Origin of the sequence: Bacillus sp. N447-1 (assembly GCF_022701035.1) — a bacterium.
GTDB classification, from domain to species: Bacteria; Bacillota; Bacilli; order Bacillales; family Bacillaceae_G; genus Bacillus_A; species Bacillus_A cereus.
On record NZ_CP065509.1, the window covers coordinates 4614064 to 4638564 of the forward strand.

The window sequence follows — 24501 nt, forward strand, 5'->3', positions numbered from 1 at the left end:
ATTATATTCAAATGCTAGTAGGAAGAAAACGTCCTTCATGGGCTCCAATTAAACAAAATCTTGTCAGAGTTCCTCATCGTCCAGGGGCTTTTTTTATTAATACAGAAACACAGGAGCGTCGTATTGACGTTCCTATTGTTATTAAAGCGAAGAAAGATATAGCTGATTTGCAAAAAGTAAAAGAAGATTTAGCGGCTTGGTTAGTTACTAAACAACCTTCTGAACTTATTTTTGACGATGAATTGGATAGAACATACCTGGCACTTATCGATGGCTCTTTTGACGCGGAAGAATTAGTTAATCGTGGTAAAGGCATAATTACATTTATTTGTGCAATGCCTTATAAATTAGGGCCGAATAGAAAAATAGATTTGAAATTAGAGGGGAGCAGATTAATAACAAATATATTGAATAATGGAAGTGAATATTCTGATCCTAAGTTTACAATTAAGGTGGAAAACCCATCTACTTTTATTGATATTTCACGAAAAAAGGAAGAAGAAACACAACATTTTCGTATGGGATACCCTGTTTCTGTGGAAGAACGAACAGTCGAGAAAGAACAACTTGTTATGCATGATGAAATGAAAACAATGGTTGGTTGGACTCAAAATGGTCCAAACACTGACGAAGGTGAAAACACGGGGACGCTAAAGTCAGATGGTGAACGCTTTGTAATTGATAACTTTGGTGCAGGTAGCAAATGGCATGGCGGGGTTGCTAGAAAGAGTTTAAAAGAACCGCTACAGGATTTTACTGTTGAAGCAATTGTGGAATGTTGGAATCAAAATAGTGCTAAATCTATGGGGCGTGTAGAAATATATCTTCTAGATGTGAATTCTGATGTCATAGGCAAAATGACAATGGCGGAAGTACATGTGAACGTAGCTTCTAATTACGGAGAGATACGCGCCGGAAAAATTAACGAAGGACAGCACATTATCTCAACTACGGGGGATTCTCCCTGGACTTGGAATGACTTTACGGGTCGCTTGCGAATTACTCGTGTCGGAAACTTTTGGGTGGCTGATATTGCTCGTATTTTAGAAAAGGGTGGATACGATTCAGAATCATACCGTGAGTATTTTGATGTGGATGAAAGATACTCAAAAAATCAACTAGCACAAATTATGGTTCATATTGGAGGATGGAAAGAAGCACCTAATTTAAATGCTTCGATAAACGATATAAAAGTTTGGAAATTTAATAAAACCACCACTCTCGAAGCGCCTTATATCGTACGAAAAGGTGATGTAGTGGAAATTGATACGGCAGATGCAAGCATCAAGATTAATGGCAAAGATGCAATCTATACGAAAGACTTATTCGGTGACTTTATAAATATAGAAAAAGGAACGAATCAAATCGAAGTTTTTCCTTCTGATATCGGACAAGTGGAAGTGGCATACAGGGAGAGATATCTATGAGTAATAATGATTTACACATTTTTGATTTTAAAACAGAACAAATCATTGCAGTAATTAAAGAACAAGACTATTGGGATGATCTCCGTAAATGGGAACTAAAAAACAATGTAGATCAATTTGAATTTACGGTTTCAGATGGTACACATAAAGCAGCAAAGTTAATGCAACAAAACATAGTCTTAAAGCGTGTTCGTGATGGATCGTTTGTTTCATATGTGATAAATGAAAGTGAACAAGATTCTGTAAATCGTTCTAAAAAAATCTATGCGCTCAGTGAACATACAAAACTCAGAAAGGCAAAAGTTATTAAACCACAAACAATTGAATCTTATACAGTAAATCAATGGATGGACTTTGCTTTAGAAGGTACAAAGTGGCAACGTGGTGTAACAGAATATGCAAGTTTCCGTACCATTCATATTAAAGAATTTACAAACCCATTAGACTTACTTAAAACAATAGCAAGTACCTTTGAGCTAGAAATCCGATTCCGTACAGAAGTACAAGGTTCGTTTATTGTTGGTAGATACGTAGATATGGTACGTAAGGTAGGCAGGGACAATGGAAAAGAAATTGTCTTAGGAAAGGACTTACAAGGTATACGCCGTATTGAAAATTCACAAGATGCGATTTCTGCACTAGTTGGTGTAGGACCTTTTAACGAAGAAACAGGTGAGTATCTAACTTTTGAAAAGATAAATGGCGGGAAGTTATACGTCGCTGATGCAGATGCCTTACAACGTTGGACAGAAGATGGTTCACACAAATATGACATCTATAGCCCGCAAACAGAAGATCAAAACATGTCACCTGAGAGATTAAAGCAATTGACGAAAGCAGAACTAAAGAAACGTATTAATAGCACTGTACAGTATGAAGTAACTCCAATTGCATTAGAAAAGATATTTGGTTTATCTCATGAAAAAGTAAATAAGGGCGATATTGTCCATATCAAAGATACAAAATTTACGCCACCTCTGTTTTTAGAAGCGCGTCTTATCGCAGCGGATGAATGTGATACAAATGCAGCAAATGATAAATGTTATTTTGGTGATTTTAAAGAAGTGGAAGATACGAGAAGTCTGTTAGATCGGATGTATGCCCAAGTTATGGGCAGTCTAGCTGGAAAAGCGAATAAGGGTTTGTTAGATAGACTAGAAGAACTTGTGAAAGAAACGAATGAGCAAGTTGATGTTGTGAAAAAGGAATCAGAAGCAGCAAAAAAGTTAGCAGAAAAAGTACAAGAAAACCTTAAAAATTATCAAACAAAAATTATTGAAAGCGCAAAACCACCGACAACCGGTTTAGAAGATGGAAAAACCTTATGGTTAGATATTTCAAAAGGTAAGCCTGGCATCCTCAAATTATGGAAGAATGGCAATTGGGAGTCGGTTGTTCCTGATGTGGACAAAGTAAAGAAAGAAACCTTAGAGCAAGTCAACAAAGATATTGAAACCACCAAAAGTGAATTAAATCAAAAGGTTCAAGAAGCACAAGAGCAAGCGACAGGACAATTCAACGAAGTAAAGGAAAGCTTACAAGGTGTGAGCCGTACGATCTCGAGTATTGAGAACAAGCAAGATGAAATCGGCAAAAAGGTGACTAAGTTCGAACAGGATTCTAGTGGATTTAAGCAATCTATTGAAACGTTAACAAAAAAAGACGGTGAAATTACCGAAAAATTAAATACGGTAGTAGAGACTTCCGAAGGCACCAAAAAGATAATCTCTGAGGTGCAGCAAACAACAAGTGAGCTTAAGAAAACAACAACTGAAATTACAGAAGAAGCAGGAAAAATTTCTACAAAATTAGAACAGGTTGAAGCTCGTACAGTAGGCGGTGAAAACTGGCTAATCAATACTGGGAAAAATCAAAAACCACAAACAATTGGAATGTCTGGAGGCGCACAAATCAATAAGGCTGGTCAAGCATTCTCTGAGGATTACATAATCTTAGAATGTACAGATCATACCGACTCTTTCTATCAATTCCATTTAGATAATACAAAGATGGGTGACTTTGAAAAAGGTAAGGATATGACATTCAGTATCGATATGCAAAACGACGTTCCAATTGATCTAATTGTATTCCAATTTATTAATGGAGTGTGGACAGAAAACTTATACAATAGATTTCCTGTTGCTGATTGGTCCAGAAGATCATTTTCATTTAAGATTGATGCGCGAGCAACTGGATGGGGATTGCGATTAAGATTTGAAAGAAATGAAAATTCAAAGGGTAAGAGATTTCGTTTTAAGAAAGCTAAACTAGAAAAGGGTTCTGTTTCAACAGACTTCAGTCAGTCAACATATGAGCTAGGGCAAAGTGTGGATGGAATCAAAGAAACAGTAACAAAAGTAGAAAATAATCAGGGGGGATTTGATAAGCGTGTAACAGCAGTAGAGAAAAACGCTGAAGGTATTTCTCAAAACGTTAGCAAGTTACAAGAAACACAAACGACACAAGGTAAACAGATTTCTGAAGCACAATCTACAATCGAACAACATTCTGAAGCGCTAAATTTTGCTGTAAAAATGAAAGATGTTGAAGATTACGTTGGGGGAATTGGCAACCAAACGGTTTTACGCAATGTCTTGTGGAAGAACGACACGAAATATTGGCAATTAAATTCAAACGTAGTAAGAGATACACAAGTCACTTATAAGGGGTGCAATTCACTTAGTGTTATTACTACAGGCAATGCGAGCAATTTGTATAAAGGAGCATCGCACGATTATATAAACGCTGGGCCTGGATGGAATTACGTTTTCTCTGCTTACTTTTATACAGATAACAAAACTAGTATAGATGCTGGAGCTGCTATCGAGCTTCAATGTTACGATGTAAACAATAAAATGATTAAAAATTATTTACAAGAAATAACTATTTCACAAGGTACATGGATTCGTACACATGTGGCAGGGCTATTAGTAGAAGGTACAAAAAAAGTTAAAGTGCTGTTTTGGGTTCGTAAAAATGGTCGCCTATGGATGGCACAACCCATGCTACAAATTGGTGATAAACCTTCTTCATTTCAGGAGAATCCTGTTGATATTGTAGATAAAGATAAAATCATGGAAGAGTTGGCTGATAAGATAGCAACTGAAAAATACAATCAAAAAATCACTGAGTTAGAGAGAGGTATTACCGCAAACCAAGAAGGGGTTTCAATTGTCTCGAAAAAGCACGAGACTTTTGTGGGTGAGACTTTTGATGCTTACGTCAAAGAAACAGGTTCTAAACTTAAGGTTTTAGATGAAGGAATTCTATTAGAAGTAAAAAAAGGAAATATTATTTCAGCAATCAATCAAACAGCAGAGCAAATTACAATTGATGTTGCCAAGCTAAATATCAACGCTGATACCGTTGTGAAATGGCTAACAGCAAAAGGGATAAACGCCGATGTCATTAAAATCAGTGGAGATAAAGTAACAATTGATAAAAATGGAATTACAGCTAAAATGGCTGATTTCTTGTATGAAGATGACAATGGGCAGAAGTTCTCAGTTATTCCAAGAAAAAATTTAATTGTAGATCATTGTTTCGCACATATCACAAAAGGATATCAAAACGCACAATTCTTTAACATTCAGTACAGTCCATTCTGGGAGATCCATGGTTCGCCAGCTGTAGAGAATTCCATCGTAGAAACAGGTATGGAGGGTATGATTAATGCAATGCGAATCAATGGTGAAGATTGGATTCGTTATAAGCATTTTCGTGATGTACAACCTGGTAAAAAGTATACGATTTCCGCTCACTTCAGAGCGGCTATATTATCTGGAAAGAAAGTAACAGCTGAACCAACAATACGTGTGAAATTTGGAACATGGCAAGGCGACAAGCCAGTGGACAAACAAATATTTGAGAAAAAATTCTCAGCTCCTAAAATAGCAGATGGAAAGATTGTTAGATACACTGTTACATTCACGGTCCCATCGGACTACAACATGAGTAGCGGGTATATTTTCTTTGATATTTTTGGCTATGGACAAGTTGCATATGGACAATCTTGTATGGTTTCAGGTGTCCAATTAGTAGAAGGAGAATTACCTTGTATATACAATTGGGATTTATCCTATGCACAAGCAGTTAGCGGAGAAACGCCTTTTAGCGGTTTTACGTTAGGTACTGTAGATAATGCATTTCTGTTTGAGAATAACCGAAATAAAATACCATTTATAACAGCAGCAGGGGACGGTCATGCGTTAGAAATAAAAGGGGTATCACATGGTTTCGTGTCTTTTACAGATCAAAATGGTCGATTCGGATACATTGGTCATGGTTCGCCGAATGACAATCGTTTTCGTATAAGTACAAGAAACAATGTGTCTTTTGATAAATATATTGAAGCACCTGGAATCAATATGGGAGGCGGTGCATTTCATGGCCCAGGGTCAATGTATTATGGCGAAGGGTTTCAAGGGATTAATTGGTATATAAATGAAGGCGGATGGAGAGTAGCTAGTATCTAATATAAGGAGTGACAATAATGGATATGGACGTAAGACCATTTTTAGGAAGAATTATGAAAGTGAACCGAAATGAAGAAGGTTTATTTATTCCGATTCCAAAAGAAACATTGGATCGTTCAGGGATATTTAATAGTGATGAAGTAGAAGTAATCGGTCATATGGACGGAACAATTGCGATTCGTATTGCGACATTATGTGAGTTATGTGGACGAGGTTCAAGATTATATGAATTAAATATGGGACCAGTCAATAGAAAGATTTGTGCAGAGGATTACTATAAGTTAACAGGGGTATATCCTCAAAATTTAGAAAAACCAACAACTGAAAATACAATGCAAATAGAGCAGCCATAAGCTGTTTTTTATTTTGCACAAAATACGGCTTTGAGTAAATTCAATTCATAGATCAAGAGGAGCGATTTCGCTTCTCTTTTTATTTTGAGGAGATGATCAGTGTGAAACGAATAGTAGACCAAGCAATTTATGAAAAGTATGTTAGCCAAGAAAACAAAAACCTAGTCAAAGATTTTCTTATTGAAAAGAAAGCACAAGGAAAAGCGGCAAGCACTTTAAAACAATATGGTTGGGATTTGAGAATTATTTTGTTTCTAATACATCAACACTTCGAAAATAAAAACCTTATTGACCTAACACGTAAAGACATTCGGAATTTATCTATTATTTTTCAAGAGATGGAAATGTCTAATGCTCGTGTAAATGGATTAATGAGTGCGTTAAGATCCGCATTAGAATTTTGTGCGGATGATGACGACTATGATTATGAATTTAATGTGGGTTCAAGGGTACGTGGTTTACCTAAGAATCCAATTCGAGATATCACTTTTATAACTGAGGAGCAGATTAATTGGTTAATCGATGAATTACTTGAGCAAGAAAAATACATGTTAGCAATGTATTTGGCCCTTTCTTATTACAGCGCAGCTAGAAAGAACGAAGTTTACCAGGTCCAGAAAGAAGGGTTAACAGAAAACTATTATACAAATGTGGTACGAGGAAAACGTGGTAAGAAGTTTAGATTATATTACAATCACCGGGTGCAGAAATGCATTCGTTTATATATAAATCAGCGAGGTAAGGATACAATTCCAGATTTGTTTGTGCGTGTTTATAAGAATGGTGAGAGAAAAAGATTGAACAAGAGTGTATTTAATTATTGGTGCGACATATTTGCTAAGATGCTGAATGAAAAGGAAGGAAAGGAATATAAAATCAATCCTCACTGTTTCCGTCATAGCAGATTAGATAATTTGAAAGTACAAGGAGTACCACTTGAAAAACTAAAATCACTCGCTAACCATTCTGATATTTCCACAACTGAATCTTATTTAAAAGATAGAAGTGAGGAAGATATTGCAGAGATATTTGGAATGGATCCAAGTTTCTTTGCAGCATAAAAAGGAGTGAAGAAATGACAATTGAAGTAGGAGTACTTATCGCAATCGCGTCAGCATTGATAGGATATATGTCTTATTCACTGAATCGCTCGAAAGAGATTAAGTCAGATGGTAGACAAGGGGCAGAAACAAACGCGAAATTGGAGTACATCAGTAAAGGAGTTGATGATATTCGCATTGATTTAAAGGCAAACGAAAAGCAAATGATTGTACTTGGAGAGCGTATTACAAGAGTTGAAGAGAGTGCTAAACAAGCGCATAAGCGCTTAGATAACGTGGAAAAGGAGATAAATTAGTTATGAATCAATCAAAAGAAAATATCAAAAAACGATTCCGCAACTGGAAAACATGGGTTGCGGTTTTTTCTTTGCTTGGATTTTTATTTACTAAATTTGGTGTGCCAGAGGCTAAAAGCTTTTTGGATGAATTAGCGCCTTATTTGTTGACAGTTGGTATCGCTTTGGGGATTTGGTCTGATCATGATGTAAATAGCGAAGGAGAGGATAAATGATGGGTTACACTGTAGATATTTCAAAATGGAATGGCGATATTAATTGGCCTGTGGCAAAACAATACATTGATTTCATCATTGCTCGTGTACAAGATGGTTCAAATTATGTAGATCCTCTATATAAAGGATATGTACAAGCTATGAAGCAGCATAAAATTCCTTTTGGCAACTATGCATTTTGTCGTTTTGTTTCTGAAAATGATGCACGTATAGAAGCTCGAGACTTTTGGAACCGCGGAGACAAGAGCGCAACGGTCTGGGTTGCTGATGTAGAAGTAAAAACAATGGATGATATGAGAGCAGGAACACAAGCTTTTATCGATGAACTGCGCCGATTAGGTGCTCGAAAAGTTGGTTTATATGTTGGCCATCATATGTATGCTCCATTTGGTATGGCAAATGTGAAAGCTGACTTTGTGTGGATTCCGCGTTATGGCGGGAAGAAACCGGATTATCCATGCGATATTTGGCAATACACTGAAACAGGTAATGTACCTGGTATCGGTAAGTGTGATTTGAATGAATTAATTGGAAGCAAGCCGCTATCTTGGTTTACAGAAGAGAAGCAGACAGAACAAACCGTTTCTAATGGTGGCTATCAATACGTTAAATCTGGTGGATTTGGCGTTTCATTAGTTCCAGAAGTATTAAATGCTATGGCCGAACGTGGAACTAAAGGAAAAGTTATTTCTGATCCGTCAACTGGTATAGCGTACTTACAAACGGAGGTATTACCTAATTCTGAATTAGATAAAATCACTTGGTGGATGGATACTAGACCTGAAGGAAAATGGTTTTACGAGTACATTAAGAAATAAAACAAAAGAATAGTTTTATTAATAAAAATAAAAGCCGTCATTATGACGGCTTTTTTTATTGCTCAATTACTGTTGCACTAATTTTAGGCATTCCTGTTTTATCTTTTTCATCGTAAGCGCCATAAATCGTGACTGTTGCACCTTTAGATATTTTCAATCCACTTTTGAGAGTTATTTCATTTTCGCTTGATTGCACACCACTTTGTGCAATTTGAATAGTGTACATACCTTTTCCATCATTTTCATTTGTGCTTATGACAAATGAAGGTAATGCTGAAGATTTAAGTAATAAATCTACCGTTCCTGTAGCTTTAAGTCTCTTTCCTTTTTCGTATTGATCTCCATTTGCTTTAATAAAACTAACTTCTTCAGCATCTTGCTTGATCTTCTTATTTAATTCATCCTGAGATGTTAAATCTTTTTTAGTTTCTGGTTGAGATTTGACGTTTGTTTTTTCGCTTGATTCATTTGGTTTGGAAGAATCACAAGCTGTTAGACCTAATAATAGGGTACTTCCGACACAAAGACTTATAAGTTTTTTATACATTTTCATTATCCTCCTCTATATCCTCTATCCAAATTTCTTCCATGTGCAATTTTAATTCTTTTGCAATTTTGTAAGCTGTAAGAAAGCTAGGGAGCGTCGTGTTATTAACAAGTGAGCTCATTGTAGTTTGACTAATTCCAATAAGATTTGAAAATTCCTTTTGACGTATTTCTCTTTCAGCAAAAATAACACGTAGTTTACATTTTAATCGCACAATATCACCTCTTTAATTATATACAATTCGCATATGGAAATGTGTCCTCCTTTAATTTAATCAAGGAACATTTAGAAAAGTTTAAATGGACAGGCAATATAACTCTTTCTAAGTCATATACCTATATCAAGACCACCAGGAATACCAAGTAGAACTAAGGACACCAAGAGGGGAGAGGGTTACATGCGTTGGCAGTACAATCATCTGAACACAACTCCATATCTTCATCCATCAAAGGAATTACGCTCGATGTACAATGAATCCAGATCAAGAGCAGAAACAGAATCAATTATGAATCACATGAAAAATCATGAAGTGTTTAATAACAAGGAATATAAAAGATATTTTAGCTTATCCCAGGTTATCGAAGAGGATCTATACGGTGAGGAAGAAGACGTTTTAAATTGGGAAATCCTAATGGACTGTTATGATGTAGTGCTTGCGAGAAAAGGTATTATATTCCGTGAAAAAGAAGAGGAGGAATAGGTATGACTCTTGTAGGAGAAGCAGTAATTATTTGGACGGCAACAGGTTTGTCAGTAATTACGATGAAGGTAGCAGAAAAAATGGGGAAGAACGTTCCACGTTGGCTTCCACGTATTACTTTGTACACAACGCTTACAGGCTCGTTTTTATACCTTCTACGTTATGTTCTAGTTATGTTTCTATGAAGGAATGGGATGTGGAAAGCTTATATTTTATATGTCATAAGGGATTTTGCTTGTATGCACGTATTCCTCGAAACAGGGATATATACCCTCTATAAGAGGGGTATAGGGAGTGATTTTATGTTGGAGCTATTATCGGTACCGGTCGCTGGATTATTATTCGCCATATTCGGTGATAAACTTAAAAGTAAAGATGATGACCGTAAAAAAATACAAGTATTTTTTGAGGTAAGTGGAATTGCTATCCGGATTGAGGAGAGATTACAGTATCCGGTTTTTCTTGAGCGAAAAAATGATGACCGGAGCACAACTTATGTATATCGATTACCAGTAGGAATGCCAAGTAAAATTATTCAGAAAGTTGAGGATGTTGTTTCTGAAGGATTGAACAAACCTGTTCGAATTGATTACGACAATTACAAATTAAATATTCGTGTGTTTCATAGAGATATACCGAAAAAATGGTCATGGTCAAATGACTTAGTGACACAAGGGAAATGGCGTGTGCCAATGGGCCAAGGTTTAGAAAAACTTATCTACCATGATTTTGATAAAACTCCACATATGACACTAGGTGGTCTCACACGAATGGGTAAGACGGTGTTTCTAAAGAATGTAGTTACTTCACTTACTATAGCGCAACCAGAGCATATTCATTTATACATTATTGATTTAAAAGGCGGTTTGGAGTTCGGACCATATAAGAACTTAAAACAAATAATTTCCATTGCTGAGAAGCCCGTAGAAGCCTTTATGATATTAAAGGACATTCTTGAGAAGATGGAAGAGAAAATGCAATACATGAAAGATAGACATTATACAAACGTTGTAGAAACAAATATCAAAGAGCGGTACTTCATTATAGTAGACGAAGGAGCCGAACTTTGTCCTGATAAAAGTATGAAAAAAGAACAACAAAGACTATTGGGAGCGTGTCAACAAATGCTGTCCCACATAGCTCGTATAGGCGGTGCCTTAGGATTTAGATTAATTTTCTGTACACAGTATCCTACAGGAGATACATTGCCACGCCAAGTGAAACAAAATAGTGATGCGAAATTAGGTTTTAGACTACCAACTCAAACAGCTTCAAATGTTGTAATAGATGAACCAGGATTAGAATCAATAAAAAGCATTCCTGGTCGTGCAATTTTCAAAACCGATAGACTTACTGAAATACAGGTGCCTTATATTAGCAATGAAGTGATGTGGAATTATTTAAAACAATTTGAGGTGGAGAAACATGAGGATGCAAACGCATATGCAAATCAACCGTCAAATGGCGATACTTGCGACGATTAGGAAGCTACAGTTTGCGACAAGAAGGCATTTAATGAGTGTGCATGATATGGGCGGGATAAGAAATGCAAATCGAATTATGAAGGATCTCTCTTCTTACACGAGTAAATTAACTCACAATAAAGAATATGTTTATTATTTAAATCAATCAGGGCACAAGCTATTTGGTGAAGGGAAAGTAGTTCATCATAGTAGAGTAGCACATGCTATTTTACGCAATGAAGCTTGGCTACATTTGTTTTGCCCAGATGACTGGCAAATAGAAACAGAAATTAGATATATAAAAGATAATAAAAAGAAGAAGATAATTCCTGATGTGAAATTTCGTGACGAGGACAGAATACTTCATGCTGTAGAAATAGATCGTACCCAAAAGATGGTGGTCAATGATGAAAAATTGAAATGTTATGAGGAGCTTACTAGAATATATAAACAAAAATATAACGGAAAAGTGCCAGTTATTCATTTCTTCACCATAACCAAATATAGAGAAAAGAAATTGGAACAACTGGCAGCAAAATACGATGTGTTTGTAAAAGTATATGTAATTCAAGAAATTTAATTCTGTAGGAGTTAACGGGGATAGTAAATGGGAATATATATAAGAAGAGAGTGATCGCAAACGACCACTCTCTTTTGACCACGCAGACCACATTGACCACAACTTGTACCACATTTATTATTTACTTTATGTCCATTTTGTCTAAAATAGAAAATATAGCTGGACAAAAACACACGTTTTAACACATAATGGACACAATGCTTCTTTAGAGGTGTAAAGAAAAAACATTGACAAATATAAAATGGCTAGCTATAATTTTGTTTGTTGCCTTGAGGTGATATGATATGAAATGGTCCATCCATCAATTGAATAAATTGAGAAATAAAGGATTGACATTGGATGAGATGGTAGATGTAAGTGAGCTAAAAGAGGTCGAGAAAGATATTCGTGAAATTAATCCTGTTCATGTAACGGGAAGAGTTGATTTTGGCTCCGGTAAGTTTACGTTTCATCTACATATAACTGGAAGCATGGTTTTACCATGTTCTCGCTCTTTAGTAGATGTGACATTACCATTTGACATTAAAACAACTGAGGTGTTCCAAACTTCACAAGAAGAATTTGAAACTGAAGCTGAAATTCATTCTTTAGAAGGAGAAGTACTTGACTTACTGCCCGTAATCAAGGAAAATATACTTTTGGAGATTCCAATGCAAATTTTCAGTGATGATGTTTCTGGTGGAGCACCGACGCAAGGTCAAGACTGGCAAGTGATTTCGGAAGAAGACAAAGAAAAGACTGTTGATCCAAGATTGGCAGGACTTGCAAAGTTTTTTGACAAATAATCGGAAGACTGGTTCAGGCCTTCATATGAAAATAACTATTTCTTTTAAGGAGGTGGGAAGAATGGCTGTACCTTTTAGAAGAACTTCTAAAACAGTAAAAAGAAAGCGTCGTACGCATTTCAAATTATCAGTACCTGGTATGGTAGAGTGCCCAAGCTGTGGTGAAGCGAAATTAGCTCACCGTGTATGTAAAGCATGCGGTACTTACAAAGGTAAAGAAGTAATCAGCAAGTAATTGCGGGAAAATAAACGCAGAAGATATCTTCTGCGTTTATTTTTTTTTTTGTCTTAATCTTTAGTTGTTGTATTCTATCTTTTCTAGTAACTGCATATGCTTAATAAAAAATGCATAGGGAGGACTAGAGAGATGGCGACAACAAGACAAGATGCTTGGACTGATGATGAAGATTTGCTTCTGGCAGAAGTAGTACTCCGGCATATTCGAGAAGGTGGAACACAACTTTCTGCCTTTAAGGAAGTGGGAAAAAATTTATCTCGTACACCAGCAGCATGTGGGTTTAGATGGAATTCTTACGTAAGAAAGCAATATAAAGAACGTATTGAGGAAGCAAAGCAACTTCGTAAAGTAGAACATTATGAAGTGAAAGAGACAAAGGTGTTAGAACCTACGTCAATTACGTTGAATGATGTTATTGATTTCTTGCAAAATTATAAAGATGAAAACTCTTTAACGGTGTTGCAACAACAAGTTGAATCATTACAAACAGAAAGAGAGCGCCTTCTGGAGCGATTATCAGTATATGAAGAAGAGTATAGAACATTACTTGATTATATCGATCAAAAAAGAAGTGTAATGGTAGCGGAAAGAAACAATGCTCGCTCGAATGAGAAGTTAGAGAAGCTTAAGAAATAAAAAACAGCTGTTATACAGCTGTTTTTTTATTTTTTAAGCCGATTCTTCGTTTGTAACCGCATTCAAATTTGTTTCTGGATGCCAAATATAAAAATCACCATCAGTTACTGATACGGGGTTGAAATTTAATTTATCCCAAAAACCAGCTGAATGAATACGTGCTATTGTTTTAATAGGAAATTGCATTTGTTTCGCATGATTTACAAGCATTTGCCCGAATCCTTGTTTTTGAAAAGTTGGTAATACTTCAAGTTTATAAAGTTCTAGGTAAGGACCTGTAATTTCGAATGGTTCTCCGCCGTTTCTTTTCATATATAGACTCATACGTGCGATTAGTGATCCACCATAATAAATGCCATAAAATGGAGATTCACTGTCATTTTCAATAATGTTTGCTTGCAATTCTTCCAGCATAGATAGTTCTTGGGCTCCGCACCCTTTAAATTTTTTGAATTCATCTAACGTTTTATAATTGATGAGCAAGCGCTCAACTTTTGGGAATCCCATTACATCACATCCTTTTGTTATCTTGTTGAATGCAGAAAAGTAAAAATATTTACAATAATATTATAACTCATTTTTTTATTTTTATGAAGAAGATAGTATATTTCTTTTATTATTTTTTTGAGGATTTGCTAAACTAAGAGTATAAGTGTATTAATAGGCAGTATTATACATAGCGAAAAAAGAGAGTGTATTTGTTTGACAGAGGACAACGAAATTATAGGGCGTGCTCATGTACTTTAAAAAGATATAAAAAGGAGGGGAGGCAAGGGCGCTTAATGTGAATCCCTTGTGTGAAAATGAAAATTGGAATTGTCGGACCAGGTGCTATTGGTCTATTGTATACATTTTATTTACAAAAAAGTAACCAAGATGTTACGTTGTTTACAAGAACGGCTAAGCAGGCTGAAGAGTTGAATGAAACAGGTGTAACTTGTATTAGAGATGGAAGATGTGAAACAGTATATCCACCTGTTTTACCGATAGAAAGTATGGTAGCACAAAATTTAGATTATATATTTATTTCTGTGAAGCAATATCATATAGATGACGTACTACCGTTTGTGGAAGGGGCATCATCATTAATCTTTTTGCAAAACGGAATGTCGCATCTTCAAAAGATGCTGAAAATAGGGAGTGAAAATATAGCTGTTGGTATTGTAGAACATGGTGCGAAAAAAGAGGGAGGGCATATCGTTCATCATACTGGGATAGGGGTAACAAAATTTGGAGTGGTTTGTGGTCAATCTATACATTTCAAGAAAATATTCCGTTATTTTCCTGTTACTTATTTTCCAGTTCAAATAGAAACGGATTGGGAAGAGATTATGCACAAAAAATTAGTAGTAAATGTATGTATCAATCCATTGACAGCACTATTGGGAGTTAAGAATGGTGAATTAATCACGAATCGTTTTTTTTATCAAATGATGGAGCAAGTGTTTCAGGAGGTCGCATTTCTTATTAGAGGAGAAAAAGAAATGGTATGGCAAATGGTACGAAATGTGTGTGAAGGAACGTCTCGTAATACATCCTCTATGTTAGCGGATGTAAGAGCGAATAGACAGACGGAAATTAATGCGATTGTTGGATATGTATTAGAAGAAGCTAAGAAACAGCAACTACCAGTTCCGACACTTCAATTTTTGTTCGATGCAATAAAAGGGTTAGAAACAAGAGTATAAGTGTTATTCTTTGCTTTTACGTGAAACATTGACTACAATGTGGATTGGTGAGAGAACTGGATACGAAAGGAAGAATTATATGGAGATAAAAGAAATCTCTGTTCCGCAACAAGGTGTTGTAGCGGACTATATGAACGGTAAAAAAGAGATACAGTCATGTTTTGATTATATGTTAACAGAAGATGCTTTTAAACAACGTTTACATGATTTGCGTGAAAGGGAGTTTTTCCGCCAAGATTTAGTAGCGCATTTATTAGAATATAATACAAAATTACAAGCGGGAGAATCTACACTTCAAAATGTAAAAGCGCTTGGAGATGAAAATACATATGTTGTTATAGCTGGACAACAAGCAGGGTTATTAACTGGACCGCTTTATACAATTCATAAAGTTATTTCAATTTTACAGCTTGCAAAGGAAAAGGAAGAAAGTTTAGGAGTTAAAGTTGTCCCTGTCTTCTGGATTGCGGGTGAAGACCATGATATGGATGAGATTAACCATACTTTTGTAGCGAAAAATAAAAAGATGAAAAAAACTATTTTTTATGACCGTAATCCGAAAAAGGCGAGTGCTTCTGAGTCTGAACTTTCTGTTGAAGATTGTAGAAATTGGATTGAAGAGATTTTTAAAACATACCCAGAAACAAATTTTACAAAGGATGTATTAAAATTTGTTGATGATGCTTTGAAAAAATCGAATACGTATGTAGATTTCTTTGCTCATCTTATTACGAAAATCTTTGCTAATTCTGGTTTAATCCTTGTTGATTCACATCATCCTGAATTAAGAAAGTTAGAAATTCCATTTTTCAAGCGAATTATAAGTAAGTATAAAGAGGTACAAGAGGGGCTTCGTAATCAGCAAGAAGTAATTAAAGAACTAGGATACAAACCGATTATTGAAACGAAGTCTCATGCAGTGCATATATTCATGGAAATAGATGATGAACGAGTATTGCTTGAAGATCAACAAGGTAAGTTTGTTGGAAAGGATGGGGCGCATTCCTTTTCATACGAAGAGTTGATTGAAGAGATGGAGAGAAATCCGGCACGTTTTAGTAATAATGTTGTAACACGTCCTCTTATGCAAGAGTATGTATTTCCTACGCTCGCATTTATTGGAGGTCCAGGAGAATTAGCTTATTGGAGTGAATTACAACAAGTATTCCATACTGTCGGTTTTCAAATGCCACCTGTCGTTCCTCGTCTTACAATTACTTATGTGGAGAGAGATATAGCGACGGATTTATTTGATTTGCAATTGAGAGAAAGTGATCCGTTTTTAAATGATGTCGATAAATTGCGTGAAAACTGGTTGTCTAATCAAATAGAGGAACCGATTGATGATCATTTTGAAAAGGCGAAAAAAGAAATTGCCGATATTCATACATCTTTACAGCAATTTGTAAAGAAAATAGAGCCAGGGTTAGGTGCGTTTGCAGGGAAAAACGAATTGAAAATTAATGAACAAATTGAACTGCTGGAAAGAATGTTGAAAAGAAATGTTGAGAAAAAGTATGAGGTTCAGCTAAATAAATTCCGCCGTATACAATTCGCACTTCGTCCATTAGGTGCACCGCAAGAACGTGTGTGGAATGTATGTTATTATTTAAATCAGTTTGGTTTGGATTTCGTTGATCGTGTAATGGAAAACCCTTTTTCTTGGGACGGAAAACATCATGTTATAAAACTATAAAATCTTGCTCTTTGGAGCAGGATTTTATTTTTATTCCGTTGAATTTACTGTGAAGTGATTTTTTTCTGAATTATCAATCAAAAAAAGTGTTAAATATGGCAATTGTGTTGGATACTTAAATATATGACAAAATAGCACAAAATGTAAACGTATTATTCGCTTTTTCGACAGTTTTTTATTTAAATTCCCGCAAAAGATGATAAAATTTAGTATATAATAAAAGAAAATAGCGATTTGTATAGTATGTTGCCTTTGTTGGTAAGTTAAATGAGTCGTTCTTTCGTATTATTTCATTCTCTAAGCGTGAAATATGTGTTTAGAGGAAGGGATACATTCAACATAATTAATTGGAAAAAGAGTAGGTGCAACAATGTTTAAACACGTAACAGTGCTTTTAAAGGAAACAGTAGACGGCTTAGATATAAAGCCAGATGGTACATATGTAGATTGTACACTGGGGGGAGGAGGACATAGTTCTTATTTATTATCCCAATTAACTGAAGGTGGAAAATTAATAGCGTTTGATCAAGATGAGATAGCGATTCAAAACGCGAAAGAAAAGTTCTCTTCATACGGTGAACAGTTTATAACAGTAAAGAGTAACTTCCGTTATTTAGCTGAAAAACTGCAGGAAATAGGTATAACAGAAGTAGACGGTATTTTATTTGATTTAGGTGTTTCATCCCCACAATTAGATACACCAGAACGAGGCTTTAGTTATCATCATGATGCACCGCTAGATATGCGGATGGATCAAGATGCCCCATTAACAGCGTACGATGTTGTAAATAGCTGGTCATATGAACAACTTGTAAGGATTTTCTTCCAATACGGTGAAGAGAAATTTTCAAAACAAATTGCAAGAAAAATTGAAGCTTATCGTGAGAATAAAGCTATTGAAACGACAGGAGAATTAGTAGAGCTAATTAAAGAAGGTATTCCGGCTCCTGCTCGTAGAACGGGTGGGCATCCTGCTAAGCGAGTGTTTCAGGCAATTCGTATAGCTGTAAACGATGAATTAAAAGTATTTGAAGAAGCATTGGAATCTGCTATTGAGATGGTTAAGCCAGGTGGAAGGGTTAGTGTTATAACATTCCATTCATTAGAAGATCGTATTTGTAAAACAACGTTTAAGCGAAATAGTACAACGCCACAATTGCCGCCAGGATTACCGATTATTCCTGATGAATTTAAGCCGAAATTAAAGCTTATTACAAGAAAACCGATTTTACCTTCTGATATAGAGCTAGAAGAAAATAATCGTGCGCGTTCTGCGAAGTTGAGAATCGCTGAAAAACGATAAAAGGGAGAGAGAGGTATGACTAATTTAGCTGTAAAGTACAAACAACAAGCGCAAGAAGAGGTGCAAATTCAAACGCCCCCACAGCAGATGGCTAAGCCGAAGGTTAAAGCGAAAATTACAAGAATCGAAAAACTGTTGTATGTAGCGTTTATTGGCTTTTTATTGTATGCCTGTGTCGCGTTTATTGGAAATAAAGCAGGCCTTTATCAAGTTAATGTAGAAGCAGCGACGATAGAAGAAAAAATTGTACAGCAGCAAAAAGAAAATCAAGAATTACAAGCTGAAGTAGAGAAGTTAAGTCGCTATGAACGAATCGCTGAAGTTGCAAAAAAACATGGGCTAGAAATTAATGCGAATAATGTGAAAGGCCTCAAATAAGGCAATAGGTGTGAAGGAACGATGAAGAAGAATATGACTAAATTTCATACCAATAAGGGAGCAGGTTATTTTATGATATTTTTCCTCCTGCTCTTTTTGCTGTTATTAGCCCGATTTTTTTACATACAATCAACAGGAACCGTTCATAATCAGGATTTAGATGCACTTGCTAAACAAAAGCATAGTAAAAAAGGAGTTCTTGAAGCGAACCGAGGAACCATTTATGATCAAAACGGTCATGTGTTAGCGCAAGACGCAAACTCTTACAAAATGGTAGCTGCACTAAAAGGTGCTAACTCAGTTGAGAATAAAGAAGATACTGCAAAGAAAATTGCAGGAGTACTTGGAAAAGGCGAAGAGGATATTTTAGCTTCTTTAAACAAGGAAGGTAGAAGTCAAGTCGAATTTGGAACGTTAGGCAAGGATTTGACGAAAGAAAAGAAGGAACAAATAGAAGCGTTGAAGTTGCCGGGAATATCTTTTATTACAGAAAATGCAAGGGTGTATCCAAACGGTGATTTTGCATCTTACGTTATAGGTCATGCAAAACCAAATGAGAATGGAACCTCGGTAGGTCAATTTGGCATAGAGAAAAGCTTGGATAAATACTTAAGTGCTTCGAATGGAGAAGTAGCATATACAGGTGATCGTAAAGGTGTGTCCCTTGATGGGGGAAAAGTTAATGTAAAGGCACCTAAAAATGGAGATAATGCTTATTTAACAATTGATCAACGTGTCCAAAGTTATTTAGAAGACGCGATGAAAGCAGCAAGTAAGCAATATGAGCCAGAAAGTTTAATAGGGATTGTTGCAGATCCGAAAACTGGGAAAATATTAGCGATGTCTACTAAACCTAGTTATGACCCTAATGATCGCCAAATTAAATATTTCTTCAATGACGCGATTGCCAATGCATTTGAACCTGGATCAACAATGAAAATTTTTACGTTAGCGGCAGCTATTAATGAAGGTGTGTACAAAGGACAAGATTATTATCAATCCGGGACATATCAAGTCGGAAATAGGAAAATAAAAGATCATAATGGCGGTGCTGGTTGGGGCTCTATCACGTTTGATGAAGGGGTAGAGCGTTCTTCAAACGTAGCGTTTGCAATTTTAGGAGATCAAAAACTTGGTCCAGAACGTTTCCGAAAATATATTCATAGTTTTGGATTAGATGAAAAAACGAACATTGATTTATCAGGTGAAGGATCGAATACAATTTTATTTGATCAGCAAATACAACAAGTGACAACAGCTTTTGGACAAGGTTCCACTGTAACACCAATTCAGCTTGTACAAGCTGCAACGGCCATTGCAAATGATGGGAAAATGATGAAACCTTATGCAATTGATAAAATTGTAGATCCGATAACAGACAAAGTAAAATTAGAACATAAGCCAGAAGAAGTAGGAAAACCTGTTACAAAGGAAACAGCAGCGCAAGTAAGACAGTTATTAGAACGTGTTGTTACATCTCCGAAAGGTACAGGGACAGCTTATAAAATTGATGGATATTCAGTTGGTGGTAAAACAGGTACAGCGCAAATTCCGGATGGAAAAGGCGGCTATATGACAGGAAGACAGAATTATATATTCTCATTCTTAGGTATGGCACCAATGGACGATCCACAACTTGTCGTGTATGTAGCTGTTAAACAGCCGAAATTAAAAGATGATGAGAACGGCGCACAACCTTTAGCTGATATTTTTAAATATGTAACAAAAAATAGTTTAGAGTATTTAAAGATTAAGCCAAATGAAGTGAAAGATCCGAAAAAACATCTGAAAGAACAACAAACTACTGTTCCAGATGTAACTGGTAAAACGATGGCTGAAGCGGGGAAAGCGATTGATAAAGCAAAACTTCGTCCAATCGTACTAGGTGAAGGGAAAGTACAGCAACAAGTACCAAAAGCGACTGAACAAACATTAAAAGGCGACCGAGTCTTCTTGGTAGGAGATAAGCCTACAATGCCAAATATACAAGGATGGGCACTGCGTGATGTTATGAATTTAGCGAAGACATTACAGCTTAACTTGAAACCTTCTGGTACAGGATACGTAACAGAACAAAGTGTGGCGGAAGGAACATTATTACAACCTGGTACAGAATTAGGTGTCACACTCGTACCGCCACTCGAACCACAGCAAGAAGCAGAAAAGCCGTAATGGTAAAAGAGAATAAGTTCTAATTAAATAAGTACAAGCATATATTGGAACAAGCTAGGCGTAAGGGAGGCTTGTTCCGATATGCGTGTATCAAATGTAACAGTTAGAAAACGACTTATTTTTATACTTATATCAGGTATACTTATTTTCACTATTATCGATATTCGTCTTGGATATGTGCAATTTTTTCTTGGGAATATGTTAACGGATCGTGCGAAAGATTCATGGAGTCGTAATATTACTTTTGAACCCGAACGTGGGAAAATTTTAGACCGAAATGGTGTGGAACTTGCCACGAATAAAAGTGCTCCAACTGTCTTTGTTGTACCGAGGCAAATTGAAAAACCAGCAGAGACTGCAGAGAAGTTAGCTGCAGTATTAGGTGTGGAAAAAGATGAGATTTATAAAAGGATTACAAAAAAAGAATCGATTGTAAGGTTAGATAAAGGCGGAAGGAAAATATCACATGACAAAGCGAAAGAAGTACGAGGATTAAGTTTGAAGGGCGTGTATATCGCAGAGGATTCTATCCGGTACTATCCATTTGGAAACTTTTTATCACATGTATTAGGTTTTGCAGGTAGCGATAACCAAGGTCTTATGGGACTAGAAAAATATTATGATAAAGAGCTAAATGGGGACAAAGGTCATGTGCGTTTTTTTGCAGATGCGAAAGGACAAAGGATGCCTAATGTTGGTGATGATTTCAAAAAGCCAGAAGCTGGTTTAAATTTAGGATTAACAATCGATGCGCGTATTACAAGGATTATGGAAAGAGAAATGAATATTGCTGAGTCAACTTATAATCCTGACGGTATGATTGCGATTGCAATGAATCCTAAAAATGGTGAAATTTTAGGTATGTCTAGTCGACCGAGTTTTGACCCAGCGGATTTTCAAAGTGTCTCTCCAGAAGTGTATAACAGAAATCTACCTGTATGGAGTACGTATGAGCCTGGTTCAACATTTAAGATCATTACATTAGCTGCAGCATTGAATGAAAATTTAGTAGACTTAGAGAAGGATACGTTTTATGATGATGGAGCAGCTGAAGTAGGTGGAGCTAGATTGAAATGCTGGAAAGCAGGAGGTCATGGCAGTCAAACGTTTTTAGAAGTCGTTCAAAACTCATGTAACCCGGGATTTATTGAACTTGGTGATCGCCTTGGTAAAGACCGATTATTTAAATACATTCGTAATTTTGGTTTTGGGCAGAAGACTGGAATTGACTTGCAAGGTGAAGGCAGTGGGATTTTATTTAATTTAGATAAAGTTGGTCCAGTAGAGCAAGCAACAACTTCATTCGGCCAAGGGGTTTCTGTTACACCGATTCAACAAGTAGCAGCTGTAGCGGCGGCTGTAAATGGTGGAACATTGTATCAGCCGTATATAGCTAAGGAGTTTATTGATCCGAAAAATAATCAAGTTGTTAGTAAAAAGACACCTGTTGAGAAAAGAAAAGTTATTTCCAAGGAAACTTCAGAAAAAGTTCGTTATGCATTAGAGAATGTTGTAGCGAAAGGTTCTGGTAAAGGTGCTTATATTGATGGATATCGTGTAGGTGGAAAAACGGGTACTGCTCAAAAGGTGAAAGATGGTAAATATTTAGAGAATAATTATATAGTATCTTTTATCGGATTTGCTCCAGCGGATGATCCAGAGATTGTTGTGTATGTTGCTGTTGATAATCCAAAAGGGGTTACACAGTTTGGTGGAGTGGTAGCAGCTCCGATTGTCGGGAATATCCTTCGAGATGCGCTTCCTGTTATGGGAGTGAAACCGAGAAAAGAACAAGTTGAGAAAGAATATAAATGGGGCGATACACCAACTGTGGAAGTTCCGAATTTAATTGGAATGAAAAAGAAAGACTTACAAACACAACTCGTCGATTTGAAGCTTGATATAAGTGGAGATGGAGAGAAAGTAATTAAACAATCACCAGAAGCGGGAGCTAAAGTAAAAGAAGGCTCAAAAATTAGAATTTACTTCGGGAATTAAAGGTAACATAGTACGTTTTATGGTACAATTGGTGGAAGTGAGTTCTTTATAGAACAGTTACTTAATTTGAGACAGTAAGTGTCTCATTCATAAATAGGTCAGTAGCACTTACCTCCTTATATAGGAGGTAATGTGTTGCTTACTGAAAAAAGATAAATAAACAATGTAGAGAGGGTTTAGTGAAATGAAGTTGCATACACTTGTATCATGTTTGCATGATTTTCCAGTTGTTCCAAAAGAAAATCCAGAAATCACATCTATAGAAGCTGATTCACGTAAAGTGAAAGAGGGAAGCTTATTTGTATGTATGAAAGGATATACGGTTGATAGCCATGATTTTGCTAAGCAAGCAGCGGCACAAGGAGCGGCTGCTATTGTTGCGGAAAGACCAATTGATGTTGACGTTCCAGTTGTACTTGTGAAAAATACTTTTCGTTCGTTAGCGGTTTTAGCTGATTATTTTTATGGTCAACCGACACACAAGTTACATTTAATCGGAATTACAGGTACAAATGGAAAGACAACAACATCGCATATTATGGATGAGATTATGCGAGCACATGGTCATAAAACAGGGCTAATTGGAACGATTAATATGAAAATCGGTGATGAAACATTTGAGGTGAAAAATACAACACCAGATGCACTAACACTTCAACAGACGTTTTCAAAAATGGTTGAACAAGGTGTGGACAGCACGGTAATGGAAGTTTCGTCACATGCGTTAGATCTTGGTCGTGTACACGGATGTGATTACGATGTAGCGGTGTTTACGAATTTAACCCAAGATCATTTAGACTATCATAAAACGATGGAAGAATATAAACATGCAAAAGGGTTACTATTTGCACAGCTTGGCAATAGTTATAATCATAATCGTGAAAAGTACGCTGTGCTCAATAGCGATGATAATGTAACAGAAGAGTATATGAGAAGTACTGCAGCAACAGTTGTAACATATGGTATTGATACAACAAGTGATATTATGGCAAAAAATATCGTTATGACGAGTGGCGGGACTACATTTACGCTTGTCACACCATATGAAAGTGTAAATGTTACGATGAAATTAATAGGTAAATTTAATGTATATAACGTACTTGCAGCAACAGCAGCAGGACTTGTTTCGGGTGTGAAATTAGAAACAATCATTGCTGTTATAAAGGATTTAGCTGGGGTTCCAGGACGTTTTGAAGTTGTTGATGGAGGGCAAAATTATACAGTTATTGTTGATTACGCACATACGCCAGATAGTTTAGAAAATGTATTAAAAACTGCAAAACAATTTGCAAAAGGTGATGTGTATTGTATCGTTGGTTGTGGTGGCGATAGGGACCGAACGAAGAGACCGATAATGGCAAGTGTTGCAACAAAATATGCAACTCATGCAATTTATACATCAGATAATCCAAGAAGTGAAGATCCAGCGGCTATTTTAGATGATATGGTACATGGTGCAAGCGGGAAAAATTATGAAATGATCATTGATAGAAAAGAAGCAATACACCATGCAATCGCTAAAGCGAAAGCGGATGATATCATTATTATTGCTGGTAAGGGTCATGAAACGTATCAAATTATTGGTAAAGAAGTTCATCATTTCGATGATCGTGAAGTTGCTAAAGAAGCAATTACAGGGCGTTTAAACAACGAAGAGTAACAACGTGAGAGG

At 36.1% G+C, this 24501-nt stretch carries 24 protein-coding genes; 21 read left to right on the forward strand and 3 right to left on the reverse strand.

From position 1 onward, the window contains the following. The first annotated feature begins 11 nt into the window (after positions 1-11). From IQ781_RS23755 to IQ781_RS23785, 7 genes are all read left to right on the forward strand, one after another. Entirely contained in the window at positions 12-1427 is a 1416-nt protein-coding gene (locus tag IQ781_RS23755; RefSeq protein ID WP_242808316.1) for a distal tail protein Dit, read from the forward strand. Then, positions 1424-5902 carry a phage tail spike protein gene (locus IQ781_RS23760; protein ID WP_242808193.1) on the forward strand — a complete coding sequence of 1493 codons (4479 nt, stop codon included), beginning with the start codon at positions 1424-1426 and terminating at the stop codon, positions 5900-5902. Before IQ781_RS23755 ends, IQ781_RS23760 begins: the two co-directional genes overlap by 4 nt. A 17-nt stretch (positions 5903-5919) precedes the next feature. Further along, entirely contained in the window at positions 5920-6255 is a 336-nt protein-coding gene (locus tag IQ781_RS23765; protein WP_087876108.1) for a hypothetical protein, read from the forward strand. A 101-nt stretch (positions 6256-6356) separates the two neighbouring features. Continuing rightward, positions 6357-7316, forward strand: coding sequence for a tyrosine-type recombinase/integrase (locus IQ781_RS23770; RefSeq protein ID WP_242808194.1), 960 nt, complete (start codon positions 6357-6359; stop codon positions 7314-7316). A 14-nt stretch (positions 7317-7330) separates the two neighbouring features. Then, positions 7331-7612: a hypothetical protein gene (locus IQ781_RS23775; RefSeq protein ID WP_000151531.1), complete on the forward strand. Its 282-nt coding sequence runs from the start codon at positions 7331-7333 to the stop codon at positions 7610-7612. 2 nt (positions 7613-7614) lie between these two features. Continuing rightward, positions 7615-7827, forward strand: a complete 213-nt coding sequence (locus tag IQ781_RS23780) for a hypothetical protein (RefSeq protein WP_001076454.1) — start codon at positions 7615-7617, stop codon at positions 7825-7827. Next, positions 7827-8645: a GH25 family lysozyme gene (locus tag IQ781_RS23785; protein WP_242808317.1), complete on the forward strand. Its 819-nt coding sequence runs from the start codon at positions 7827-7829 to the stop codon at positions 8643-8645. Before IQ781_RS23780 ends, IQ781_RS23785 begins: the two co-directional genes overlap by 1 nt. Positions 8646-8700: 55 nt before the next feature. Here IQ781_RS23785 and IQ781_RS23790 read toward each other — a convergent pair whose 3' ends face one another. Then, a complete protein-coding gene (locus IQ781_RS23790; protein ID WP_242808195.1) occupies positions 8701-9192 on the reverse strand; it encodes a hypothetical protein in 492 nt (163 codons plus the stop codon). Beyond that, a complete protein-coding gene (locus tag IQ781_RS23795; RefSeq protein ID WP_001237239.1) occupies positions 9185-9406 on the reverse strand; it encodes a helix-turn-helix transcriptional regulator in 222 nt (73 codons plus the stop codon). The genes IQ781_RS23790 and IQ781_RS23795 overlap by 8 nt, the downstream gene beginning before the upstream one ends. A gap of 183 nt (positions 9407-9589) precedes the next feature. Between IQ781_RS23795 and IQ781_RS23800 the strand changes: the two genes are divergently transcribed. The 7 genes from IQ781_RS23800 to IQ781_RS23830 all read left to right on the forward strand — a co-directional run bounded on the left by IQ781_RS23800 (position 9590) and on the right by IQ781_RS23830 (position 13594). Then, complete coding sequence (locus IQ781_RS23800; protein WP_086691900.1) at positions 9590-9892, forward strand: hypothetical protein; 303 nt, start codon at positions 9590-9592, stop codon at positions 9890-9892. Between the two features lie 2 nt (positions 9893-9894). Next, positions 9895-10077, forward strand: coding sequence for a hypothetical protein (locus IQ781_RS23805; RefSeq protein ID WP_242808196.1), 183 nt, complete (start codon positions 9895-9897; stop codon positions 10075-10077). 117 nt (positions 10078-10194) lie between these two features. Next, positions 10195-11376, forward strand: a complete 1182-nt coding sequence (locus IQ781_RS23810; RefSeq protein WP_242808197.1) for an FtsK/SpoIIIE domain-containing protein — start codon at positions 10195-10197, stop codon at positions 11374-11376. Further along, a complete protein-coding gene (locus IQ781_RS23815; protein ID WP_002178874.1) occupies positions 11318-11935 on the forward strand; it encodes a replication-relaxation family protein in 618 nt (205 codons plus the stop codon). The genes IQ781_RS23810 and IQ781_RS23815 overlap by 59 nt, the downstream gene beginning before the upstream one ends. Before the next feature lie 284 nt (positions 11936-12219). Further along, positions 12220-12720: a YceD family protein gene (locus IQ781_RS23820; RefSeq protein WP_000872149.1), complete on the forward strand. Its 501-nt coding sequence runs from the start codon at positions 12220-12222 to the stop codon at positions 12718-12720. Positions 12721-12781: 61 nt separating this feature from the next. Next, positions 12782-12955 (forward strand): 50S ribosomal protein L32, encoded by a 174-nt coding sequence (gene rpmF / locus IQ781_RS23825; protein ID WP_001984764.1) that lies wholly within the window; start codon positions 12782-12784, stop codon positions 12953-12955. Between the two features lie 132 nt (positions 12956-13087). Beyond that, positions 13088-13594, forward strand: a complete 507-nt coding sequence (locus IQ781_RS23830) for an RsfA family transcriptional regulator (protein WP_000246467.1) — start codon at positions 13088-13090, stop codon at positions 13592-13594. 33 nt (positions 13595-13627) lie between these two features. Here the strand turns inward: IQ781_RS23830 and IQ781_RS23835 are convergent, their stop codons facing one another. Beyond that, positions 13628-14101: an N-acetyltransferase gene (locus IQ781_RS23835; RefSeq protein ID WP_000506694.1), complete on the reverse strand. Its 474-nt coding sequence runs from the start codon at positions 14099-14101 to the stop codon at positions 13628-13630. A gap of 296 nt (positions 14102-14397) precedes the next feature. Here IQ781_RS23835 and panE point away from each other — a divergent pair, with 296 nt between their 5' ends. The 7 genes from panE (at position 14398) to murE (ending at position 24489) form a co-directional block, all read left to right on the forward strand. Continuing rightward, complete coding sequence (gene panE, locus IQ781_RS23840; RefSeq protein ID WP_002164452.1) at positions 14398-15282, forward strand: 2-dehydropantoate 2-reductase; 885 nt, start codon at positions 14398-14400, stop codon at positions 15280-15282. A gap of 79 nt (positions 15283-15361) precedes the next feature. Continuing rightward, positions 15362-16978 (forward strand): bacillithiol biosynthesis cysteine-adding enzyme BshC, encoded by a 1617-nt coding sequence (bshC, locus tag IQ781_RS23845; RefSeq protein WP_000403038.1) that lies wholly within the window; start codon positions 15362-15364, stop codon positions 16976-16978. Between the two features lie 370 nt (positions 16979-17348). Further along, positions 17349-18281 (forward strand): 16S rRNA (cytosine(1402)-N(4))-methyltransferase RsmH, encoded by a 933-nt coding sequence (gene rsmH / locus IQ781_RS23850; protein WP_000472508.1) that lies wholly within the window; start codon positions 17349-17351, stop codon positions 18279-18281. Between the two features lie 15 nt (positions 18282-18296). Beyond that, entirely contained in the window at positions 18297-18659 is a 363-nt protein-coding gene (gene ftsL, locus IQ781_RS23855; protein ID WP_000182804.1) for a cell division protein FtsL, read from the forward strand. A 21-nt stretch (positions 18660-18680) separates the two neighbouring features. Then, positions 18681-20831, forward strand: a complete 2151-nt coding sequence (locus tag IQ781_RS23860) for a penicillin-binding protein (RefSeq protein WP_000739960.1) — start codon at positions 18681-18683, stop codon at positions 20829-20831. Positions 20832-20912: 81 nt separating this feature from the next. Further along, the gene (locus tag IQ781_RS23865) at positions 20913-22829 is read left to right on the forward strand and encodes a stage V sporulation protein D (RefSeq protein WP_001266234.1); all 1917 of its coding nucleotides are present in this window, start codon (positions 20913-20915) and stop codon (positions 22827-22829) included. 184 nt (positions 22830-23013) lie between these two features. Next, positions 23014-24489, forward strand: a complete 1476-nt coding sequence (gene murE, locus IQ781_RS23870) for a UDP-N-acetylmuramoyl-L-alanyl-D-glutamate--2,6-diaminopimelate ligase (protein ID WP_000766313.1) — start codon at positions 23014-23016, stop codon at positions 24487-24489. Positions 24490-24501: the final 12 nt, after the last annotated feature.

What these genes read in the sequence shown, in the direction of transcription:
- IQ781_RS23835 (WP_000506694.1), bottom strand. Translation starts at nt 14,101, where the DNA reads ATGGGATTCCCAAAAGTTGAGCGCTTGCTCATCAATTATAAAACGTTA.
- IQ781_RS23780 (WP_001076454.1), top strand. Translation starts at nt 7,615, where the DNA reads ATGAATCAATCAAAAGAAAATATCAAAAAACGATTCCGCAACTGGAAA.
- IQ781_RS23860 (WP_000739960.1), top strand. Translation starts at nt 18,681, where the DNA reads ATGAAGAAGAATATGACTAAATTTCATACCAATAAGGGAGCAGGTTAT.
- IQ781_RS23815 (WP_002178874.1), top strand. Translation starts at nt 11,318, where the DNA reads ATGAGGATGCAAACGCATATGCAAATCAACCGTCAAATGGCGATACTT.
- IQ781_RS23810 (WP_242808197.1), top strand. Translation starts at nt 10,195, where the DNA reads ATGTTGGAGCTATTATCGGTACCGGTCGCTGGATTATTATTCGCCATA.
- IQ781_RS23800 (WP_086691900.1), top strand. Translation starts at nt 9,590, where the DNA reads ATGCGTTGGCAGTACAATCATCTGAACACAACTCCATATCTTCATCCA.
- IQ781_RS23765 (WP_087876108.1), top strand. Translation starts at nt 5,920, where the DNA reads ATGGATATGGACGTAAGACCATTTTTAGGAAGAATTATGAAAGTGAAC.
- IQ781_RS23790 (WP_242808195.1), bottom strand. Translation starts at nt 9,192, where the DNA reads ATGTATAAAAAACTTATAAGTCTTTGTGTCGGAAGTACCCTATTATTA.
- IQ781_RS23830 (WP_000246467.1), top strand. Translation starts at nt 13,088, where the DNA reads ATGGCGACAACAAGACAAGATGCTTGGACTGATGATGAAGATTTGCTT.
- ftsL (WP_000182804.1), top strand. Translation starts at nt 18,297, where the DNA reads ATGACTAATTTAGCTGTAAAGTACAAACAACAAGCGCAAGAAGAGGTG.
- murE (WP_000766313.1), top strand. Translation starts at nt 23,014, where the DNA reads ATGAAGTTGCATACACTTGTATCATGTTTGCATGATTTTCCAGTTGTT.
- IQ781_RS23865 (WP_001266234.1), top strand. Translation starts at nt 20,913, where the DNA reads ATGCGTGTATCAAATGTAACAGTTAGAAAACGACTTATTTTTATACTT.
- panE (WP_002164452.1), top strand. Translation starts at nt 14,398, where the DNA reads ATGAAAATTGGAATTGTCGGACCAGGTGCTATTGGTCTATTGTATACA.
- rsmH (WP_000472508.1), top strand. Translation starts at nt 17,349, where the DNA reads ATGTTTAAACACGTAACAGTGCTTTTAAAGGAAACAGTAGACGGCTTA.
- bshC (WP_000403038.1), top strand. Translation starts at nt 15,362, where the DNA reads ATGGAGATAAAAGAAATCTCTGTTCCGCAACAAGGTGTTGTAGCGGAC.
- IQ781_RS23775 (WP_000151531.1), top strand. Translation starts at nt 7,331, where the DNA reads ATGACAATTGAAGTAGGAGTACTTATCGCAATCGCGTCAGCATTGATA.
- IQ781_RS23760 (WP_242808193.1), top strand. Translation starts at nt 1,424, where the DNA reads ATGAGTAATAATGATTTACACATTTTTGATTTTAAAACAGAACAAATC.
- IQ781_RS23820 (WP_000872149.1), top strand. Translation starts at nt 12,220, where the DNA reads ATGAAATGGTCCATCCATCAATTGAATAAATTGAGAAATAAAGGATTG.
- IQ781_RS23755 (WP_242808316.1), top strand. Translation starts at nt 12, where the DNA reads ATGCTAGTAGGAAGAAAACGTCCTTCATGGGCTCCAATTAAACAAAAT.
- rpmF (WP_001984764.1), top strand. Translation starts at nt 12,782, where the DNA reads ATGGCTGTACCTTTTAGAAGAACTTCTAAAACAGTAAAAAGAAAGCGT.
- IQ781_RS23805 (WP_242808196.1), top strand. Translation starts at nt 9,895, where the DNA reads ATGACTCTTGTAGGAGAAGCAGTAATTATTTGGACGGCAACAGGTTTG.
- IQ781_RS23785 (WP_242808317.1), top strand. Translation starts at nt 7,827, where the DNA reads ATGGGTTACACTGTAGATATTTCAAAATGGAATGGCGATATTAATTGG.